Genomic DNA, 18,536 nt, shown 5'->3' with positions numbered 1-18,536 from the left:
CTGAGGTGACGCCATCGCCCACGGGGCAGCTTCCTTATTGGCGGCTGTCCGGTTTCTACCTGTTCTATTTCGCCCTGTTGGGGTCGACTGCGCCGTTCCTGGCGCTGTACTTCCACCACTTGGGCTTTGCCAGTGCGCGAATCGGCGAACTGGTGGCGATTCCCATGCTGATGCGCTGCATCGCACCGAATATCTGGGGCTGGCTGGGTGACTACACCGGGCGGCGCCTGGCTATCGTGCGTTTCGGCGCTGTCTGTGCGCTGCTGAGCTTTTCCCTGATTCTGTTCGACAAGAGCTATGCCTGGCTGGCGATGGTCATGGCCCTGCATGCGTTTTTCTGGCATGCCGTGTTGCCGCAGTTCGAAGTCATCACCCTGTCGCACCTGCAAGGCCAGGTGTCGCGCTACAGCCAGATTCGCCTGTGGGGCTCGATTGGCTTCATTCTCGCTGTCGTCGGCCTGGGCCGGTTGTTCGAAAGCTACAGTCTGGACCTGTACCCCCAGGGTTTGATGGTGATCCTGGCCGGGATCATGCTCAGCAGTTGGTGGGTGCCGAGCGCACCGCCCGCCACTTCGACTCGACCGGCGGCAGCGGGTGGTTTTCTCACGCAACTGGGGCAGTCAGGCGTCTGGGTGTTCTACCTGTGTGTGGCGCTGATGCAGTTCAGCCACGGGCCGTACTACACCTTCCTGACTCTGCACCTTGAGCATCTCGGTTACAGCCGTGGCGTTATCGGCCAGCTATGGGCAGTGGGCGTGGTGGCGGAAGTGCTGATGTTTCTGATCATGAGCCGCCTGTTGCAACGGTTCTCGGTGCGCCGGGTGCTGATGGTCAGTTTCTGCCTGGCCGGCATACGCTGGTGGCTGCTGGGCAGCGAAGCAGAATACCTGCCGGTGCTGATTTTCGCCCAGATCCTGCACGCCGCGACGTTTGGCAGCTTTCACGCGTCTGCCATTCATTTCGTGCAACGTACCTTCGGCCCGCAACAGCAAGGCCAGGGCCAGGCGCTGTATGCCGCGCTGTCCGGGACCGGCGGTGCACTGGGGGCGTTGTACGCCGGTTACAGCTGGAACACTCTGGGCCCGGCCTGGACCTTCAGTATCGCCAGCATCGCGGCCATGGCCGCCGCGATCCTGATTGCCACACGAATGAAAGAGGAGGGCGTATGACCCGCGAACAATTGAGCCAGGAAATCATCGATGCCGGGCGCTTCCTGTACGGCCGTGGCTGGTCGCCTGCCACCAGCAGCAACTATTCGGCGCGCCTGTCGGCGACCGAAGTGCTGCTCACCGTATCGGGCAAACACAAGGGCCAGTTGGGCCTGGACGATGTGCTGGCCACTGACCTGAATGGCAACAGCCTGGAGCCGGGCAAGAAGCCATCAGCGGAAACCCTGCTCCACACCCAGCTGTATCAGTGCCGCCCGCAAGTCGGTGCGGTATTGCATACCCACTCGGTCAACGCCACCGTATTATCGCGCCTGACCGAGGCCGATCACCTGGTCTTCGAGGACTACGAGCTGCAAAAGGCTTTCAGTGGCGTGCAGACCCACGAGTCCCGGGTGGTCGTGCCGATCTTCGACAATGACCAGGATATCGCCCGCCTGGCCAGCAAGGTACAGCCCTGGCTTGATGCCCATGCCGATTGCGCCGGGTATCTGATTCGCGGTCATGGCCTCTATACCTGGGGTGCGAAGATGAGCGATGCCTTGCGTCAGATCGAAGCCTTTGAATTTCTGTTCGAGTGTGAGCTCAAGGCTCGCGCCGTATTAAACCGTTGATAGCTTTTAACCGATCGAGGAAGCCGTGCCATGAGCAGCCTGTCCGTTTATCACGAATCCAGTCCTGAGCAGCCGAACAAGGTCCTGACCCACCTTGAAGACATCGTTTCGACCCTGGCCGAGCATGGCGTGGGCTTTGATCGCTGGCAGGCGGCTACGCCGATCACCCCTGGCGCCAGCCAGGAAGAAGTGATCGCCGCCTACCGCGAGCAGATCGACACGCTGATGACCGAGCGCGGTTATGTCACCGTGGACGTGATCAGCCTCAACAGTGATCATCCGCAGAAAGCCGAGTTGCGTGCCAAGTTTCTCGATGAACATCGCCATGGCGAGGACGAAGTAAGATTTTTCGTTGCCGGGCGTGGGTTGTTTACTCTGCATATCGACGATCACGTCTATGCCGTACTCTGCGAAAAGAACGATCTGATCTCGGTCCCGGCTGGTACTCGCCACTGGTTCGACATGGGTGAACACCCGCATTTCGTCGCGATCCGCCTGTTCAACAACCCGGAAGGCTGGGTCGCCAATTTTACCGGCGAGTCCATTGCCAGCCGTTTTCCCCGTCTTGAAGACTGAATTGAGCTGCTACAGGAACCTGAACTGATATGGCGATAAAAGCGGTCCTGACGGATATCGAAGGCACCACCAGTGCGGTGAGCTTCGTCTTTGATGTGCTGTTTCCCTTTGCGGCCCGGCATCTGCCGGACTTCCTGCGCCAGCATGTCGAGCGCGAAGAAGTGCAAGTGCAGTTGCGCGCCATACGCCTGGACAGTGGCGAACCCTTGGCCGATCTCGAACGGGTGATCGAGATTCTCCTGCAATGGATCGCCGAAGACCGCAAGGCTACGCCGCTCAAAGCGTTGCAGGGCATGGTCTGGGAACAGGGCTATCAGGCCGGGCAGCTCAAGGGCCATGTCTACCCGGACGCGGTCGAGGCGCTCAAACGCTGGCATCAGCAAGGCTATGAGCTGTACGTGTATTCGTCGGGCTCGATCCAGGCCCAGCGGCTGATCTTCGGCTGCTCCGAAGCGGGTGATCTGTCGCCGTTGTTCAGCGGCTATTTCGACACCACCTCCGGGCCCAAGCGCGAAGTGAAGTCCTACCGGTCCATCAGCGAGGCGATCAACTATCCGCCACGGGAGACGCTGTTTCTCTCGGATATCGTCGAAGAACTGGATGCCGCCCGGGCTGCCGGCATGGCGACCTGCGGGCTGACGCGAGATGGCGGCGAGCTGGCCGGGCATCCTTGCGTGAGCAGTTTTGCCGAGATCGATTTGAACACGTTCTGATAACGGGCCCGTATCTCAGTGCCGTATTTCATGCGGCGCTGTCGCGCAGCCAACCCTTGGCAGGGGCGAGGGCAAATCCTGTGGGAATCAAGTGGGAGCGAATTCATTCGCGAAGAGGCCGGTACATCCGATCGATATTTGTTGCCTGGAATCAGGCTTTCGCGAATGAATTCGCTCCCACAATGTTCTGGCGATGGCGTCGGAGCAGTCACCGGCGTGTTGCGCCACCAAGGCGGCTCCTACAATCACCAAGCCGACTCTCACCTGGCATTTCAACTCGTTTGCTTGTTCCGCGTTCGGCCGCTTCTGCAAACGGATGTGTTGATCTCCATCGCCATATCTATCTTTCAAATATAAATCAATCAGACGCTTGTAAGTGATGTCCTGTTTAAAAGTAGGACGCGCCTTTCATATTTGTCAGTAAATCCTGTTTGTTTTGACCTCGGGTTTTAAACGTTTTTATTCGTGTAAGTTTCGCTTCATCAGCCCTCGCCGTTATGCAGATAACCAGGCCGTTGTGCGCGGGGGTTGAATAAGGAGCAGGTCACTATGCGAAGTGCCATACCGGTCAATTCCACCATGGATTTACTTATACAAAAAATGGTCAGCAGTATTACAGAACTTGATGGCCAGCGAGCCATTGAAAACGCCCTGGGTTGGTTAAGGCAGCAATGCGACTGTGAGCGCGCGATGTTCTACCAGTTCAAGGGGACTTCATTACTGACATTCGTGACGTCCAACGTTGACGGTCGCTGGGGGCAACTCTATCAGCGTGGACGCATGTTGAAAGATGATCCTGTCATCAAATGTTACCGCGAACGCCAAGGCTTCCTGGATTGGTCTGAAGCCCATCGACATTATCCGGCCAGCGACGACCTCAACGATGCGGTGATCGACTGCGAGTTGATGCCCGGTCTTTCCTACGGCTATAAAAGTCAGTGTCGTGGGGGGCACGGGATTATTTCGGTGTGTTCGCTCAACGGTATCAAGCGTGCGCTGTCGGTTTCGGATCGATACCTGGTCGCCAGTATGGTGCCGGTCTTGCACATGGCGGGGCGGGGCGTGCGTTTCAGAACGCGCGGGCTGACGGACAGGGAAGTGGAGATTCTGCAATGGGCGCGGGAAGGCAAGACCTCCTGGGAGATTGCCCGCATACGCGAAGTCTCCGAGTCCACCATCAAGTATCACCTCAAGGCCATCTACAACAAGCTCGGCGTCAGCAACCGTGCTCAGGCGGTGGGTGAAGCACTGGGGCAGGGGATTATCAGATAAGGGCAATAAAAAAGACCGCGAGAGCCAAGGGGCAATCGCGGTCAATAAAGGGTATGAGAGTGAATCAGCAAACGTGAGTCAGGTGATGCTACAGCTAGCCCGCGCAATCAGCGGGTGTGGTATGTCGGCAGATCAAAACGGTGTTGGCTTTGCAGCATGGAAATGGCGGGCAGTTCACTCGCCTGGGCGGCGAGGTCGCGGCGAATGGCGCTGATTACCCACTCCAGTTGCACCGGTGTGTGCAATTGGGCGTAGGAGATGCAGCGACGCGTCTGCTTGCCTTCGCGGTTACGCAGGGACAGCAGCACACCACCGTCGGGACGGGCCTGGGTAGTGACGTCGAATTCGGAGAATACGGAAGCGAATTTTTCTTGGATAAAAGTCATGTCCAGCGGCTCCATTGCTCATGGGATAACAAGCTTGGAATGACTAGTGCAGCCTCTGTGCCACTATTTGAAATGATATTTAATCTTTATTTATCAATGGCTTATGATTTTTTGAAAAAAACCGTGTCGTGCATTTTGCATGAATGCCTGTCGGGCATCCTGCATTTTGCGGTTTGGGAGAGGGGATTGTGCAAGGGTTTACCGACTTAAGACTGTCATCCTGGGGTTTTATCCCGGGCCAGCAGGATGCGTCGGACCAGTGGTCGAGGCCACGACAAATTTTGTAATCGAGCCCATAGCTTGACCCTGGCGCGGGCGCTCCGGGAGACTGGCCACATATTCAAATCAGCAGGTTCAAGGAGTTATCCCATGTCAGAGCAAAAGCCCGGCGAGTCCACGCGGATGTCCGACGATGAAGCCCTGGAGTTCGCCGAGCAGGTGTTTGATCTTGCCCGGCAGGGCAATGCCGAGCTGCTCGACAAGCTGCTGGAGAAGGGATTGAACCCTGACTTGCGCAATCACAAGGGCGATACCCTGTTGATGCTGGCCAGTTATCACGGCCAGCAGGAGACTGTGCAGGTCTTGCTCAAGCACCACGCCGACCCGGAAATCCGCAACGACAATGGTCAGAGCCCGATTGCTGGCGCGGCCTTCAAGGGCGATCTGGAGGTGGTCAGGCTGCTGGTCGAAGGCGGTGCCAGTGTTGAAGGCGCTTCCCTCGACGGCCGCACGGCGTTGATGATGGCGGCGATGTTCAATCGCACGGCCATTGTTGACTACCTGATCGGGCAGGGTGCCGATCCTCGTGCCACTGATGCCAAGGGTGTGACACCCATGGCAGCGGCCCTGGCCATGGGCGCCGCCGAGACCGCCGAGCAGTTGCGCCAGCTGGTATCGGCATGAAGATAGAGGTGCGCAGGATTTCCCGTTATCCTGCGCGCCTTGTTTTTTGACCGACCGGGAACGCCCATGAAAGACCAACTCAACGAATTAATCAGCAAAATCAGTTCGGGGTGCATGGGCGACGCAGAAATTGCGCAAATCGCCGACGAAGCTGCCCAGGCTTATGCCGATCCGCAGGCGTTCCTCGCGGCCAACCCGGATATCAATTACGACGACAGCTTTCCGATTCCCCTTGGGGAGTGGGTGGTGATCGGCAGTCTGCCCGAGACGGTATTGTTCCAGGCCGACACCTATATGGACCTGTTCGCCCAGATCGTCGCCTCGTTCGGCCCGGGCGTCGAGTTCAATATCAAGCCCAAGCAACTGGCCAAGACCGAGCCGTTGACCGCACTGAACCGCATCCAGATTCAGTTGGGCAGCATGAACAAGGAAATGGGCGGCTACGTGCTGATGAACCTCAGCCAGCCCCTGGATGACGAGTTGCAGGCCGTACTGGTCTACGGCAACGATCAGGCCCGGGTCCTGGAGTTGTGTGCGGCAGTCGGCATTGCCGCAGCCCCGTCCCTGGAAGCTCTGCGTGTGGCCGTTCACGTTTAAGTGGTTGATAGTACGGAACCCTTGCGAAGTGCAGCTATCCTAGGAAGGTGCACTTATCATCTGGAGTATTACCATGGGTTCCGGCTTTAATGGATTGGTTGGACTGATCATTCTGGCCCTGGATATCTGGGCCATTATCAACGTGTTAAAAAGTGGCGCCGAGACCGGGATGAAAATCCTCTGGGTCCTGCTGATTGTGCTCTTGCCCGTGCTGGGCCTGATCCTCTGGGCGATCCTTGGCCCGCGGGGTAATGTGCGGATCTGACGCCTGCCTGTTTCACCAACGCCTGATTGCCTGTGCAGTCGGGCGTTTTTGTTTTTTCGGCCAACATACGCCTTCGGCAGCTCCTGCAGAATTTCATTCCAAATCCGATCTTCCAGGCGGTCTAAGCGAGCGCAGGTTCGACCTGTCATGATTAGCGACGTAGAATGCGCGCCTTTCTTATGGGGCGGCTCACCGTCCTGCCATCAGCATTAAGGGACTCAACCCATGAGCGATTATCAAGAAACGTTGTACGAAGGTTATGGCCAGCGTTTTCGCATGGAAAAAATGCTTCACGAAGTGCGTACCGAACACCAGCATCTGGTGATCTTCCAGAACCCGCGCATGGGCCGGGTCATGGCGCTGGACGGCGTGATCCAGACCACCGAAGCCGACGAGTTCATCTACCACGAGATGCTCACCCATGTGCCGATCCTGGCCCATGGCGCAGCCAAGCGCGTGCTGATCATCGGTGGCGGCGACGGCGGCATGCTGCGTGAAGTGGCCAAGCATCGCAGTGTCGAGCACATCACCATGGTCGAGATCGACGCCACTGTGGTCGAGATGTGCAAGGAGTTCCTGCCGGAGCACTCCAAGGGCGCATTCGAAGACCCGCGTCTGAACCTGGTGATCGACGACGGCATGCGCTTTGTCGCCACCACTGAAGAGAAATTCGACGTCATCATTTCTGACTCCACCGACCCGATCGGTCCGGGCGAAGTGCTGTTTTCCGAGAACTTCTATCAGGCCTGCCATCGCTGCCTGAACGAAGGCGGCATCCTGGTGACCCAGAACGGTACGCCGTTCATGCAGCTCAGCGGCGTGCAGACCACGGCCGGGCGCATGCGTGGCCTGTTTGCCGACTGGCATTTCTACCAGGCGGCGATTCCGACCTATATCGGCGGCGCCATGACCTTCGCCTGGGGTGCGACCAACAGCGACTATCGCAAGTTGCCCCTGGACACCCTGCGCCAGCGCTTCGCTGGCAGCGGCATCATCACCCGTTACTACAACCCGGAAGTGCATATCGGCGCCTTCGCTCTGCCGCAATACGTGCTCCAGGCTGTGAACAAGCCAAGCAACGACTGAGTATGTGAAGCGCCCGGGCATAGTCGAAAATGCCCGGGCGAGCGCATTTTTGCGGTGTTGAACACAACTGCTTACACAATCTCCGGCTTTGTCGATGCTCCGTTACAACGCCACAACCCGCGTACGACAGAATTTTCACTCTGCCGCCTCGAAAATCCTCGATGAAATTTTGCCTGCCAACGGTGTAGGCCCTTGCATTGAGAGGCGTTAGCTTTCAGGCTTGCGCGCCATGTGTGCTGCCTGTCGGTCACAAGCTGGGGCAATGACGTAACATTTGCCCCCTCATCGGCGGCTGACTCTCTTGTCGCAACCGGCTGCACCGGTAATTTTGAACTTCAACCTGAATCCAACGGATCCTAGAACGACATGGCCCAAACGGACGCCCTGAGTCATAAGCCCGCCTCCGCGCGCGCGCTTCAACCCACCGTCAAATCGCATCTGGCCTACACGCTGATCAGCGGTCTGGTGCTAATGGTGATGTACAGCCTGCTGCGGCTGGCGCTGCTGGTCTACAACCGGGAAATGATCGGTCAGACCCCGGCTTCGACCTTTTTCGAGGCGTTCGGCAATGGCCTGCGTTTCGACCTGCGCCTGACGGTCTACCTGATCGCGCCGTTGCTGCTGGCTCTGCTCAGTGCCAGGGTCATGCGCTGGCGTGGGCTGTTCCGTTTCTGGCTGACGCTGGGAGCGAGCATCACGCTGTTCCTGGGCCTGATGGAAATGGATTTCTACCGTGAATTCCACCAGCGCCTCAACGGCCTGGTCTTCCAGTACATCAAGGAAGACCCCAAGACCGTCATGAGCATGCTCTGGTACGGCTTCCCGGTGGCCCGCTACCTGATCGCCTGGGCGCTGGTGACCTGGCTGCTGAGCCTGGTGTTCAAGGGCGTTGACCGTATGACCCGGCCGCGTCGCGAATTCAGCATTGGTGCCAACAGCAATCGTTCGGTTGCCCCCTGGTACAAACGCATCGCCATTCTACTGGTCTGCGTCGCCATCGCCGTCGTTGCTGCCCGCGGCACGCTGCGCCAAGGTCCTCCGCTGCGTTGGGGGGATGCCTACACTACGGACTCCAATTTCGCCAACCAGATGGGCCTCAATGGCACGTTGTCGCTGATCGAAGCGGCAAAAAGCCTGGGATCCGAAGATCGCGACAATATCTGGAAGGCCACCGTACCGCAGCCCCTGGCGCAGCAGACCGTGCGCGATATGCTGCTGACGGCCAATGACAAGCTGGTCGATTCTGACATCGCCGCCATTCGCCGTGATTTCACGCCGCCTGCTGCCAATACGCTACCCGTGAAAAACGTGGTGGTGATCCTGATGGAAAGCTTCGCCGGTCACTCGGTAGGGGCTCTGGGCGCCAAGACCAATATCACGCCGTACTTCGACAAGCTTTCCCAGGAAGGCCTGCTGTTTGACCGTTTCTTCTCCAACGGCACCCATACCCACCAGGGTATGTTCGCCACCATGGGTTGCTTCCCCAACCTGCCGGGCTTCGAATACCTGATGCAGACCCCGGAAGGCGCCCACAAGCTGTCCGGCCTGCCGGCGCTGCTCAGTGCGCGCAACTATGACGATGTGTATGTCTACAACGGCGACTTCGCCTGGGACAACCAGTCGGGCTTCTTCAGCAACCAGGGCATGACCACCTTCATCGGCCGCAACGACTTCGTCAATCCGGTGTTCTCCGATCCGACCTGGGGTGTTTCCGACCAGGACATGTTCGACCGTGGCAACCAGGAACTGAAGGCTCGCGAAGCAACCGGCAAGCCGTTCTATGCCCTGTTGCAGACCCTGTCCAACCACACGCCTTATGCCTTGCCGGAGAACCTGCCGGTGGAACGCGTCAAGGGGCAGGGGACGCTGGATGAGCACCTGACCGCCATGCGTTATTCGGACTGGGCGCTGGGCCAGTTCTTCGAGAAGGCCAAGAAAGAACCGTACTTCAAGGACACCATCTTCGTCATCGTCGGCGACCATGGCTTCGGCAATAACACGCAACTGACCGAAATGGATCTGGGCCGCTTCAACGTGCCGATGCTGATCATCGCACCGGGCATCCAGCAGAAATTCGGCCAGCGCAGCCACACCGTGGGCACGCAGATCGATATCGTGCCGACCATCATGGGCCGTCTGGGTGGTGAGACACGTACCCAGTGCTGGGGCCATGACCTGCTCAACCTGCCGGAAGGGGACAAGGGCTTCGGTGTGATCAAGCCGTCGGGCAGCGAGCAGACCGTCGCCCTGATTACCGGTGACCGTATCCTGATCGAGCCCAAAGGCATGGATCCGAAGGTCCTGACTTACACCCTGGGTGGCAATCAGCACGCCGAAGAACTCAAGGATGTGCCTGACATGGACGCATTGCGCCTGAAGCTGGAAAGCTTCCTGCAGACCGCGACCAAGAGCCTGCTTGATAACACGGCGGGTGTAGCGCCGAGCAAGAACAAGGGCCAGTAACGGTTTTGTTCGGAACAAGAGAGGGCGCCAGTGATGGCGCCCTTTTTTTTGCAATGAGTTGATGAACGAGTTTTTGTGTGGGAGCCGGCTGGCTGGCGATAACGGTGGATCAGCCACCGACGTCATTGCGAGCGCTTCGCACTCGATCGCCACCAAGGCGGCTCCCACGAGCCCTGCATGCTCAGGTGGTTTTTTGAACGAATGCCCGCGCGCTCATGTCCGAATCAGGTAAGCCGTTTTCCCGGCCGAGCTGAGGAGACATCATGAAGCAGTGGATCATTTCGTATCAGGATAAAGATGGCGAACAACGCAATTACGATCACCCCGCCGAGCAGCGGCCAACCGAGGAGGAGGCTGCCCGTATCCTGCGAAAATATCTGTACCCGGTGACCTCGGAACTGGATCTCAACGATCTTGAGGGACGCACCGCAGAACCCACGGTCAAGTCGTTGGATGAGCAGAACAGCGTCAAGATTATCTCGATCGCCGAAGCGCCCTGAACGACCAGCAAAAAGCCCATTGGCAGAACGCCGAAGTTGGGGTTACTCTGCAAATGAGTCCGGTCAATTCCTTTGCCGGACTCGTCCATGTCTACGCCGGGCACACTGCCCGGGCTTGTCCGCTTCATGCTTGACTCCTTCGCGGCAGAGTATCTGTTGCGTTCGGGAGCGTTGAAACTCTATCTATCGTTGCATAGGAGGACGTTTCATGAGCACAGCCTATCAAGATGACATCAGCGGTCACGTACTGCGCCGCATGAAAGAGAGCGGTTTCGATTTCGCACGTATCCATCCCATCGAGTTCTATGCCACTTTCCCGAATGAGGAGCGGGCCCGGCAGGCAGCAGAGCAGTTTCGTGGAGAATCCTTGAATACCCAGATCAACCCCGGTGATGACGGCGCATGGCATATGCAGCTGAGTAAAGTCATGCATGCCACCTACGATGGCATTGGGGATTTCGAACAGGACTTCCAGATGGTCATCACCCCGCTCGATGGCGAGGTGGAGGGCTGGGGAGTGGTCCAGGAAGTGTCAGCTGAGCAACGCCTTGCAAATATGACTCCGCGTTACTCGTGTTAAAAGCGGCGGTCAGCCCCTCACAGGGCTGGCCGTTTTTTTATTGTTTTGAAATGTCGTGCGCAAAAAAAAGCCACTCAAGAGAGTGGCCCAAAGGGAAGTCCAATAATAAATCCGGTCATCGCAAACGCTGTTGTCTTTTCGAAAAATCTTCGCGTGGCTGCGGCTGACACTCGTGTTTGCTCGGTTGCCGGGGATTATCCGGAAACAAATGTCTCCTCGGGAAATCAACTCTGGCTATGCTGGTGATAGATTTCATGATGAAGAACGCTTCCGAATGAAGCGTAGGAGAATTGGTGAGGGCGGATATTGCACAGGAATGGTGCGTTGTTCGTTTGTTTTATATCTAACCAATTGATAAATAAGCGTTTATGCCGATGGCACGGGCCTTGCGAAGGCTCTTGGTGTCCGTGGTGACAAGGAGTACGGCATGATCCGCACCTTTTATGATGAGATGTACGATGCAGGCGGCCTGGTCCGTCCGCATTATCGGGAGTTCGCCCGCTGGCTGGGTGACACGCCTCCTGAATTGCTGGCTCAACGCCGGCGTGAAGCCGACTTGCTGTTCCACCGCGCCGGGATCACGTTCACGCTCTATGGTGACGAACAGGGCACCGAGCGCCTGATCCCCTTTGACACGATCCCGCGCAGCATCCCCGCCAGCGAATGGCGGATCGTCGAACGAGGCTGCATCCAGCGCGTCAAGGCGCTGAACATGTTTCTCGCCGACCTGTATCACGACCAACGCATCATCAAGGCCGGGATCATTCCCGCCGAGCAGGTGTTGGCTAACGAGCAGTATCAGTTGGCAATGCAGGGCTTGAACCTGCATCGTGATCTTTACTCTCATATCTCCGGTGTCGACCTGGTACGCGATGGCGACGGCACGTATTACGTGCTCGAAGACAACCTGCGTACCCCCAGCGGCGTGAGCTACATGCTCGAAGACCGCAAGATGATGATGCGTCTGTTCCCCGAGCTGTTCTCCGCGCAACGCATTGCCCCTATCGACCATTATCCAAGCCTGCTGCTCGATACCCTGAAAAGCTCAAGCCATCTGGATAATCCGAGCGTGGTGGTGCTGACGCCCGGTCGCTTCAACAGTGCGTTCTTCGAACATGCCTTCCTGGCACGGGAGATGGGCGTGGAACTGGTGGAAGGCGCCGACCTGTTCGTACGTGACGATCGCGTTTTCATGCGCACTACCGATGGCCCCAAGGCTGTCGACGTGATCTACCGCCGTCTGGATGACGCTTTCCTCGATCCCCTGGCGTTCAACCCGGATTCGATGCTGGGCGTGCCCGGCCTGTTGTCGTCCTACCGTTCCGGCAATGTCGTGCTGGCCAACGCCATCGGCACTGGTGTCGCCGATGACAAGTCGGTTTATCCCTATGTCACGGACATGATCCGTTTCTATCTGGATGAAGAGCCGATCCTCAAGAACGTACCGACCTGGCAGTGCCGCAAGCCCGAAGAGTTGTCCCATGTACTGGCCAACCTGGGTGATCTGGTGGTCAAGGAAACCCAGGGCTCCGGCGGTTACGGAATGCTGGTGGGACCTGCGGCCACGGCGGCGGAAATCGAGTCTTTCCGCGCTCGCCTCAAAGCCAAGCCACACGCTTATATCGCGCAACCCACATTGTCCCTGTCGACCTGTCCGACCTTTGTCGAGAACGGCATCGCCCCGCGACACATCGATCTGCGCCCATTCGTTCTTTCCGGCCGCGAAACCCGCGTCGTGCCCGGCGGCCTGACCCGCGTTGCATTGCGCGAAGGCTCGCTGGTGGTGAACTCGTCGCAGGGTGGCGGAACCAAGGACACCTGGGTGGTCGAGGATTAAGGATGCCTGCCAATGCTAAGTAGAACTGCCTCGGATCTGTACTGGATGTCACGTTACCTGGAGCGAGCGGAGAACCTCGCCCGAATGCTGGACGTGAGCTATTCGCTGTCATTGATGCCCCAGGACGGGCGTGGCGACGGGCTGGATGAAATCGCCATGCCGCTGCTGATCACCGGCACCCTGGAGACCTATCTGGAGCGTCATGGCGAGCTGCATGCCGAGCGCATGCTGCATTTCTTCGCCCTGGACGCAGCCAACCCGGCGAGCATCTACAGCTGCCTCGGCGCGGCCCGGGCCAGTGCCCATGCCGTGCGCGGGCGAATCACCGCCGACATGTGGGAAAACATCAACTCCACTTACCTGGAGATTCGCGGGATCGCCGAGCAGGGCTTGAGCCGTTACGGCATGAGCCGTTTCTGCGAGTGGGTCAAGGAGCGTTCGCACCTGTTCCGTGGCGCGACCTACGGCACCATCATGCGTAACGATGCGTTCCGTTTCATTCGTCTGGGCACCTTTATCGAGCGCGCCGACAACACCATGCGCATGCTTGATGCCCGCTACGAAATGCTCGAACTGCGCGGCACCCAAGCCAATGCGGCGGCCGATAACTCGGCGGCCGGCTATTACGAATGGAGCGCCTTGCTACGTGCCCTGTCGTCGTTCGAGGCCTATACCGAGGTCTACCGCGACGCGCCGGGTGCCCGTCATGTGGCCGAGCTTTTGTTGCTGCGCGCCGATATCCCGCGCTCCCTGCGAGCCTGTCTTGAAGAGCTGGACCAGATTCTCGCCAGCCTGCCGGGCGCCAACGGTCGTCCGGCCCAGCGCCTGGCGGCGGAAATGGATGCACGCCTGCGTTACACCGGGATCGACGAGATCCTCGATGAAGGCCTGCACGAATGGTTGAACGAATTCATCCCGTTGGTAGCCCAACTGGGTGACGCTATCCACACTTCATACCTGGAGGCTGCATGAGACTCTCAATTAGCCACGAAACGACCTATCACTACGACGATCAGGTTCGGGCAAGCATCCAGTATTTGCGCCTCACGCCCCATGACAGCGAGCGCCAGCACGTCTTGAGCTGGCAGTTGAACCTGCCGCGTCCGGTGCGCGCGCAGATCGACCCGTTCGGCAACATCCTCCATGTGCTGACCCTCGACGAGCCCCATGAAGCCATCATCATTGGTGCCCGTGGTCAGGTCGAGATCGACGAGAAGCGCGAGTCCGAGCACGAAAGCCAGTCGGCCCTGCCATTCCTGCGTTTTACCCGCTTGACTGAAGCCGATGAGGCAATGCGCATCTTTGCCGCCAAGCAATGTCGCAAGCGCAAGGATCGCACCGCGCTGATCGACTTGATGCACGGCATCAACGAGCACATTACCTACACGCCGGGCTCGACCGAGGTCGAGACCAGCGCGATCCAGGCGTTTGCCGGTCGTTCCGGTGTCTGCCAGGACCATACCCACACCTTCCTGGCCTGCGCCCGCAGCCTGGGAGTTCCGGCGCGCTACGTGTCTGGCTACCTGTACAGCGAAGACAGCGAACACCTGTCCAGCCATGCCTGGGCCGAAGCCTGGATTGATGATGCGTGGTACAGCTTCGACGTGACCAACCAGTTGGCCGTACCTGCCCGTCACCTGAAACTGGCGGTGGGTCTGGATTACCTGGATGCCTGCCCGGTTCGTGGCATGCGCCGTGGTGGTGGTTCCGAGCAGATGCACGCCAAGGTCTCGGTCACGCCATCGCCGGTGGCCTTGCCGATGATGCAGGCGCAGGTGCAGTAAGCGCTGGCAAGTGATGGGACATAGTGTGGGAGCGAATTTATTCGCGAATGAATTCGCTCCCACCTGATCTTATTAGTCTGTAAAAAGGTGCTGTTTCAATTCCCTGCCCGCCGCTGCGCCATATGCTGCAAATACCCGATTACCTGGTTCAGCTCACCGTCCGACAGCACCTCTGCCGGGATGGCGGGCATGCGCGCCTGTGGCCATTGGCGCAGGTCCTGGGGATTGCGGATATACAGTTTCAGGTAATCAGCAGTGAAGTATTCGGTAGGGCTGTGGGGCATGTTCAGATCGGGGCCGACCTGGGCATCGCCTGCACCGTTGAGCCGATGGCAGGCCAAACAGTGTTTCTGGAACAGCGCGAAACCCAGATTGACCGGATCGTCGGCGGCCAGTGCCGGGTCCGGAGTCAACGCCGGGAAGCGTTCGGCCACTGACGCCAGCAGGCGCACCTTAGCCACGGCGTAGGGCCACTGCTCCGGGCCGATGTCGCCAGCCTGAGGATCGGTCCACACCAGATAAAACGGTCCGGCGCTGTGTTTGCCTGCGCCCAGTGACGGCCAAGGCTGGGCCGGGTCTTCAATGGCCAGCCAAGCCCGTGCGCCACGGTTCTGCAGCAGGGGCCCGGCAGACAGCTCGGCGGCAAAGCCATCAGTGGCCACGGCCTGCAAATGGTTCTGCGGGCTGACACCGCCAAGCAGGGCCGACATCGGCACCACGCGGTAAGTCATCTCTCGCTTGTAGGAAACATCATTGGCAATGCGCACTTCCTGCGCCAGAGGGTGGCTCAGCAGTTGCGCGGTGTCCCAGGTATGGACGCCGTCGGCCAGTTCGACGGTCAATTGCGCGGCGTGCAGCGGAAGCGCCAGCAAGGTGCCGGCCAACAGGGATAAAAAACGCAAGGACGTTACTCCGCAGGATCATCGCTGGTGTCATACAGGGCGTTATGCAGTTCTTCATAATCGCCGCCGTTGATGATGCCGGAATATCCCGCTCTTATCAGCCGGTCTTGCGCTTTACTGGCCTTTTCAATGCTGCTGCTGAAGATGACTACGGAGACGTTGCGGTCGTTGAGCACCTGTTTGAGTTGATTGACCAGGCGCACTTCATCGACGCGGATTGCGTTGAGTACCGTACCGGCATCGTAGTCGGTCTGGGGACGCACATCGATTGCCAACTTGCCTTCGCGCAGCGCACTCACGGCGCCAGCCTGATCCACCTCTCCCGCCACGGCAGTGCCGCAGCAGACTAGAGTAATGACTGCGATCCATTGATGCATTGGCCGTCCTCCACGAGTCCATGGAAGAAGATTGGCACAGATAAGCTCAACCTGCCGAGTCAATCAGCCGAACAGACGTGTCATGTTCGGCAGGATCAGCAAGAGCGTGGTGACGAACACGATAAGTCCGGCTTGGCGTAGTTTTGACTGCTTGTACTTGAACATGGCTGACCGCCTTTATTGTTATTGCCTGAGCGAAAAAAGCTCACCGATTTCATTCAGAGAGAACCGGGCAGCTTGCAAAGGTGATTGCGCTGAACAGTGGCTTCGACCGCATGAGGGGCGACAGCCTGGGCACATGATCTGTTTTTTATTGTGCCCGCTGCTACAGACCTAACCTTAGAGCCCGCGTGCGCCATGGCTTAGAACCATTTCGTATCTAAAATTCGACGCGTCCGGCCTGAAAGTTATTTGGCAGGGCGCATGACTTGCGCTGTTGGCTGGCTAGACACCTTGCCGACTTTGCTCAAGGCAACTGGCCATTATTACCGTTCGTCTGACTCCGATGGTTCCGGCGAGGCTCGCCTTACTGTCGCCCCCACTTAACAGTTCAGGTTCAGGCGTTTGTGGGCAGACTGGTTAAACGCCGCTTGCCATGCGCCGCCGGTTCAAGGCAGGCTCTATTCCTGCACTATTGCCTTTATTGCTTCAGGTATTTTTATGTCGTTACGCATCTGCATTCTGGAAACCGACATCCTGCGCCCGGAACTGGTCGATCAATATCAGGGTTACGGGCGGATGTTCGAGCGGCTGTTCTCGCGTCAGCCGATCGCCGCTGAATTCACTGTCTACAACGTGATGCAGGGCGTCTACCCCGCGCTGGATGAGCGTTTCGACGCTTATCTGGTCACCGGCAGCAAAGCCGACTCCTTTGGCAGTGACCCGTGGATACAGGTTCTCAAGGAATATCTGCTGCAGCTCTACGGCCGCGGCGACAAGCTGCTCGGCATCTGCTTTGGTCACCAATTGCTGGCGCTGCTGCTCGGCGGCAAGACCGAGCGTGCCACCCAGGGTTGGGGCGTGGGCATTCACCATTACGACCTGGCCCCGGCAAAGGCCTGGATGACCCCGACCATGGACAAGCTGACCCTGCTGATCAGCCACCAGGATCAGGTCACCACCTTGCCAGCCAACGCCACGGTGATTGCCTCCAGCGAGTTTTGCCCGTTCGCCGCCTACCATATCGAAGATCAGGTTCTGTGTTTCCAGGGCCATCCCGAGTTCATCCACGAGTATTCGCGCACCTTGCTCGATATTCGTCAGGAATCCCTGGGCGAGCAGATCTATCAGAAAGGTATCGCCAGCCTCGACCACGAGCACCATGGCACCACGGTGGCCGAATGGATGATGCGCTTCGTCGCCAACAAACCGGCGACCGAAACGCTGTGAAGGGCTGGGCTCAGAACCAGCCCAGACGCCGGAATAGCACAAACAGTGACGTACAACCGGTAAAGATCACGCCCAGCACAATGAAGTAGCCGTATTGCCAGCTCAGCTCCGGCATATGCTGGAAGTTCATCCCGTAGATTCCGGCAATCGCCGTGGGGAAAGCCAGGATCGCCGCGCCTGCGGCGAACTTGCGCTGCACGATGCTCTGTCGCGATGACTCCAGCAGCATGCCGACTTCGATAGTCTGGCTGGCGATATCGCGCAGGTTGGCGAGGTCCTCCATCTGCCGTTTGACATGGATTTCCACATCGCGGAAGTACGGCCGCATGTTCTTGTCGATAAACGGGAAGTTGAGCTTCTGCAGCTCTTCGCCGACTTCCACCATCGGCGATACATAACGCCGCAGACGCAGCACGTCACGGCGCAGGCTATGGATACGCTGGATATCGGCCTCGTTCAGCGAGCCGCTGAGCACGCTGTGCTCGAGGTCTTCCAGCTCGCAATGAATGGCCTCGGTGACCGGCTGGTAGTTCTCGGTGACGAAATCCAGCAGGGCATACAGCACGAAATCCTCGCCATGTTCCAGCAGCAACGGCCGCGCTTCACAACGTTGGCGCACCAGCCCGTAGGACTTCGACTGGCCATTGCGCGAGGTGATGATGTAGCCCTTGCCAGCGAAGATATGGGTTTCGATGAATTCGAGTTTGCCGTTCTCGCGAATCGGCGCGTAGGTCACGATAAACAAGCCGTCGCCGAAGCTTTCCAGCTTGGGCCGACTGTGAATTTCCAGGGCGTCTTCGATAGCCAGTTCGTGCAGGTTGAACTGCTTCTTCAGGCTGGCCAGTTCGCTGGGGTCGGGCTGCTCAAGTCCGATCCAGACAAAATGCCCCGGCTTGGCGGCCCAGGCTGCGCCTTCATCAAGGGTGATATTGGTGACTTTCTTGCCAGCGTGGTAGACAGCAGCAGCAACGACTCGGCCCATGGCAGTTCACTTCTTTCTTATAGGGTGGCAGTAAGGGCAGCTTAGCGCGTCAAACTCCTCAACTGTAGGAGTTCAGCACAGCGTTTATGGGACCCATCACCTGCCGGATAATTTCACCCGACTCGGCGGTCGAGAGATCTTGCC

At 58.4% G+C, this 18,536-nt stretch carries 20 protein-coding genes; 16 read left to right on the top strand and 4 right to left on the bottom strand.

Features of this window, described 5'->3' with window-relative positions; translation table 11 throughout:
• Positions 1-5: 5 nt before the first annotated feature.
• The 5 genes from M2401_RS09850 to M2401_RS09830 all read left to right on the top strand — a co-directional run bounded on the left by M2401_RS09850 (position 6) and on the right by M2401_RS09830 (position 4,341).
• Complete coding sequence (locus M2401_RS09850; RefSeq protein WP_259102147.1) at positions 6-1,169, top strand: MFS transporter; 1,164 nt, start codon at positions 6-8, stop codon at positions 1,167-1,169.
• Positions 1,166-1,780, top strand: a complete 615-nt coding sequence (locus M2401_RS09845) for a methylthioribulose 1-phosphate dehydratase (protein WP_259102144.1) — start codon at positions 1,166-1,168, stop codon at positions 1,778-1,780. Before M2401_RS09850 ends, M2401_RS09845 begins: the two co-directional genes overlap by 4 nt.
• A 30-nt stretch (positions 1,781-1,810) precedes the next feature.
• A complete protein-coding gene (locus M2401_RS09840; RefSeq protein WP_259102142.1) occupies positions 1,811-2,356 on the top strand; it encodes an acireductone dioxygenase in 546 nt (181 codons plus the stop codon).
• 29 nt (positions 2,357-2,385) lie between these two features.
• A complete protein-coding gene (gene mtnC, locus M2401_RS09835; RefSeq protein ID WP_259102140.1) occupies positions 2,386-3,069 on the top strand; it encodes an acireductone synthase in 684 nt (227 codons plus the stop codon).
• A gap of 549 nt (positions 3,070-3,618) precedes the next feature.
• Positions 3,619-4,341 (top strand): LuxR family transcriptional regulator, encoded by a 723-nt coding sequence (locus M2401_RS09830; RefSeq protein WP_259102137.1) that lies wholly within the window; start codon positions 3,619-3,621, stop codon positions 4,339-4,341.
• Positions 4,342-4,448: 107 nt separating this feature from the next.
• Here M2401_RS09830 and M2401_RS09825 read toward each other — a convergent pair whose 3' ends face one another.
• Positions 4,449-4,727: a DUF3509 domain-containing protein gene (locus M2401_RS09825; protein WP_259102134.1), complete on the bottom strand. Its 279-nt coding sequence runs from the start codon at positions 4,725-4,727 to the stop codon at positions 4,449-4,451.
• Between the two features lie 369 nt (positions 4,728-5,096).
• On the opposite strand from M2401_RS09825, the gene M2401_RS09820 reads away from it, so the two are divergent.
• From M2401_RS09820 to M2401_RS09775, 10 genes are all read left to right on the top strand, one after another.
• The gene (locus tag M2401_RS09820) at positions 5,097-5,630 is read left to right on the top strand and encodes an ankyrin repeat domain-containing protein (protein ID WP_259102131.1); all 534 of its coding nucleotides are present in this window, start codon (positions 5,097-5,099) and stop codon (positions 5,628-5,630) included.
• A 66-nt stretch (positions 5,631-5,696) separates the two neighbouring features.
• Positions 5,697-6,227, top strand: a complete 531-nt coding sequence (locus M2401_RS09815) for a hypothetical protein (protein ID WP_259102127.1) — start codon at positions 5,697-5,699, stop codon at positions 6,225-6,227.
• A gap of 73 nt (positions 6,228-6,300) precedes the next feature.
• Positions 6,301-6,492, top strand: coding sequence for a PLDc N-terminal domain-containing protein (locus M2401_RS09810; protein WP_259102125.1), 192 nt, complete (start codon positions 6,301-6,303; stop codon positions 6,490-6,492).
• A gap of 225 nt (positions 6,493-6,717) precedes the next feature.
• Complete coding sequence (gene speE, locus M2401_RS09805) at positions 6,718-7,578, top strand: polyamine aminopropyltransferase (RefSeq protein ID WP_259102122.1); 861 nt, start codon at positions 6,718-6,720, stop codon at positions 7,576-7,578.
• A gap of 366 nt (positions 7,579-7,944) precedes the next feature.
• On the top strand, positions 7,945-10,041 hold the full coding sequence (locus M2401_RS09800; RefSeq protein WP_259102121.1) for an LTA synthase family protein: 2,097 nt from the start codon (positions 7,945-7,947) through the stop codon (positions 10,039-10,041).
• Positions 10,042-10,304: 263 nt separating this feature from the next.
• Positions 10,305-10,541 (top strand): hypothetical protein, encoded by a 237-nt coding sequence (locus M2401_RS09795; RefSeq protein WP_259102119.1) that lies wholly within the window; start codon positions 10,305-10,307, stop codon positions 10,539-10,541.
• A gap of 208 nt (positions 10,542-10,749) precedes the next feature.
• Positions 10,750-11,121 carry a ribonuclease E inhibitor RraB gene (locus tag M2401_RS09790; protein ID WP_259102116.1) on the top strand — a complete coding sequence of 124 codons (372 nt, stop codon included), beginning with the start codon at positions 10,750-10,752 and terminating at the stop codon, positions 11,119-11,121.
• A gap of 427 nt (positions 11,122-11,548) precedes the next feature.
• On the top strand, positions 11,549-12,958 hold the full coding sequence (locus tag M2401_RS09785) for a circularly permuted type 2 ATP-grasp protein (RefSeq protein WP_259102114.1): 1,410 nt from the start codon (positions 11,549-11,551) through the stop codon (positions 12,956-12,958).
• A gap of 12 nt (positions 12,959-12,970) precedes the next feature.
• The gene (locus M2401_RS09780; protein ID WP_259102112.1) at positions 12,971-13,930 is read left to right on the top strand and encodes an alpha-E domain-containing protein; all 960 of its coding nucleotides are present in this window, start codon (positions 12,971-12,973) and stop codon (positions 13,928-13,930) included.
• The gene (locus tag M2401_RS09775) at positions 13,927-14,742 is read left to right on the top strand and encodes a transglutaminase family protein (RefSeq protein ID WP_259102109.1); all 816 of its coding nucleotides are present in this window, start codon (positions 13,927-13,929) and stop codon (positions 14,740-14,742) included. The genes M2401_RS09780 and M2401_RS09775 overlap by 4 nt, the downstream gene beginning before the upstream one ends.
• A gap of 95 nt (positions 14,743-14,837) precedes the next feature.
• Here the strand turns inward: M2401_RS09775 and M2401_RS09770 are convergent, their stop codons facing one another.
• On the bottom strand, positions 14,838-15,644 hold the full coding sequence (locus M2401_RS09770) for a cytochrome c (protein ID WP_259102107.1): 807 nt from the start codon (positions 15,642-15,644) through the stop codon (positions 14,838-14,840).
• Between the two features lie 5 nt (positions 15,645-15,649).
• Positions 15,650-16,021, bottom strand: a complete 372-nt coding sequence (locus M2401_RS09765; protein WP_259102104.1) for a rhodanese-like domain-containing protein — start codon at positions 16,019-16,021, stop codon at positions 15,650-15,652.
• A 660-nt stretch (positions 16,022-16,681) separates the two neighbouring features.
• Here M2401_RS09765 and M2401_RS09760 point away from each other — a divergent pair.
• Positions 16,682-17,410 (top strand): amidotransferase, encoded by a 729-nt coding sequence (locus M2401_RS09760; protein ID WP_259102101.1) that lies wholly within the window; start codon positions 16,682-16,684, stop codon positions 17,408-17,410.
• A gap of 10 nt (positions 17,411-17,420) precedes the next feature.
• Here the strand turns inward: M2401_RS09760 and M2401_RS09755 are convergent, their stop codons facing one another.
• A complete protein-coding gene (locus M2401_RS09755) occupies positions 17,421-18,392 on the bottom strand; it encodes a magnesium and cobalt transport protein CorA (protein WP_259102099.1) in 972 nt (323 codons plus the stop codon).
• Positions 18,393-18,536 lie beyond the last annotated feature (144 nt).

Source organism: Pseudomonas sp. JUb42, assembly GCF_024807945.1.
Classification (GTDB): domain Bacteria; phylum Pseudomonadota; class Gammaproteobacteria; order Pseudomonadales; family Pseudomonadaceae; genus Aquipseudomonas.
The sequence above is the reverse complement of the archived record's forward strand: the minus strand, read 5'-3'. Positions and strand labels throughout refer to the sequence as shown.

What these genes read in the sequence shown, in the direction of transcription:
- M2401_RS09845 (WP_259102144.1), top strand. Translation starts at nt 1,166, where the DNA reads ATGACCCGCGAACAATTGAGCCAGGAAATCATCGATGCCGGGCGCTTC.
- M2401_RS09840 (WP_259102142.1), top strand. Translation starts at nt 1,811, where the DNA reads ATGAGCAGCCTGTCCGTTTATCACGAATCCAGTCCTGAGCAGCCGAAC.
- mtnC (WP_259102140.1), top strand. Translation starts at nt 2,386, where the DNA reads ATGGCGATAAAAGCGGTCCTGACGGATATCGAAGGCACCACCAGTGCG.
- M2401_RS09830 (WP_259102137.1), top strand. Translation starts at nt 3,619, where the DNA reads ATGCGAAGTGCCATACCGGTCAATTCCACCATGGATTTACTTATACAA.
- M2401_RS09825 (WP_259102134.1), bottom strand. Translation starts at nt 4,727, where the DNA reads ATGACTTTTATCCAAGAAAAATTCGCTTCCGTATTCTCCGAATTCGAC.
- M2401_RS09820 (WP_259102131.1), top strand. Translation starts at nt 5,097, where the DNA reads ATGTCAGAGCAAAAGCCCGGCGAGTCCACGCGGATGTCCGACGATGAA.
- M2401_RS09815 (WP_259102127.1), top strand. Translation starts at nt 5,697, where the DNA reads ATGAAAGACCAACTCAACGAATTAATCAGCAAAATCAGTTCGGGGTGC.
- M2401_RS09810 (WP_259102125.1), top strand. Translation starts at nt 6,301, where the DNA reads ATGGGTTCCGGCTTTAATGGATTGGTTGGACTGATCATTCTGGCCCTG.
- speE (WP_259102122.1), top strand. Translation starts at nt 6,718, where the DNA reads ATGAGCGATTATCAAGAAACGTTGTACGAAGGTTATGGCCAGCGTTTT.
- M2401_RS09800 (WP_259102121.1), top strand. Translation starts at nt 7,945, where the DNA reads ATGGCCCAAACGGACGCCCTGAGTCATAAGCCCGCCTCCGCGCGCGCG.
- M2401_RS09795 (WP_259102119.1), top strand. Translation starts at nt 10,305, where the DNA reads ATGAAGCAGTGGATCATTTCGTATCAGGATAAAGATGGCGAACAACGC.
- M2401_RS09790 (WP_259102116.1), top strand. Translation starts at nt 10,750, where the DNA reads ATGAGCACAGCCTATCAAGATGACATCAGCGGTCACGTACTGCGCCGC.
- M2401_RS09785 (WP_259102114.1), top strand. Translation starts at nt 11,549, where the DNA reads ATGATCCGCACCTTTTATGATGAGATGTACGATGCAGGCGGCCTGGTC.
- M2401_RS09780 (WP_259102112.1), top strand. Translation starts at nt 12,971, where the DNA reads ATGCTAAGTAGAACTGCCTCGGATCTGTACTGGATGTCACGTTACCTG.
- M2401_RS09775 (WP_259102109.1), top strand. Translation starts at nt 13,927, where the DNA reads ATGAGACTCTCAATTAGCCACGAAACGACCTATCACTACGACGATCAG.
- M2401_RS09765 (WP_259102104.1), bottom strand. Translation starts at nt 16,021, where the DNA reads ATGCATCAATGGATCGCAGTCATTACTCTAGTCTGCTGCGGCACTGCC.
- M2401_RS09760 (WP_259102101.1), top strand. Translation starts at nt 16,682, where the DNA reads ATGTCGTTACGCATCTGCATTCTGGAAACCGACATCCTGCGCCCGGAA.
- M2401_RS09755 (WP_259102099.1), bottom strand. Translation starts at nt 18,392, where the DNA reads ATGGGCCGAGTCGTTGCTGCTGCTGTCTACCACGCTGGCAAGAAAGTC.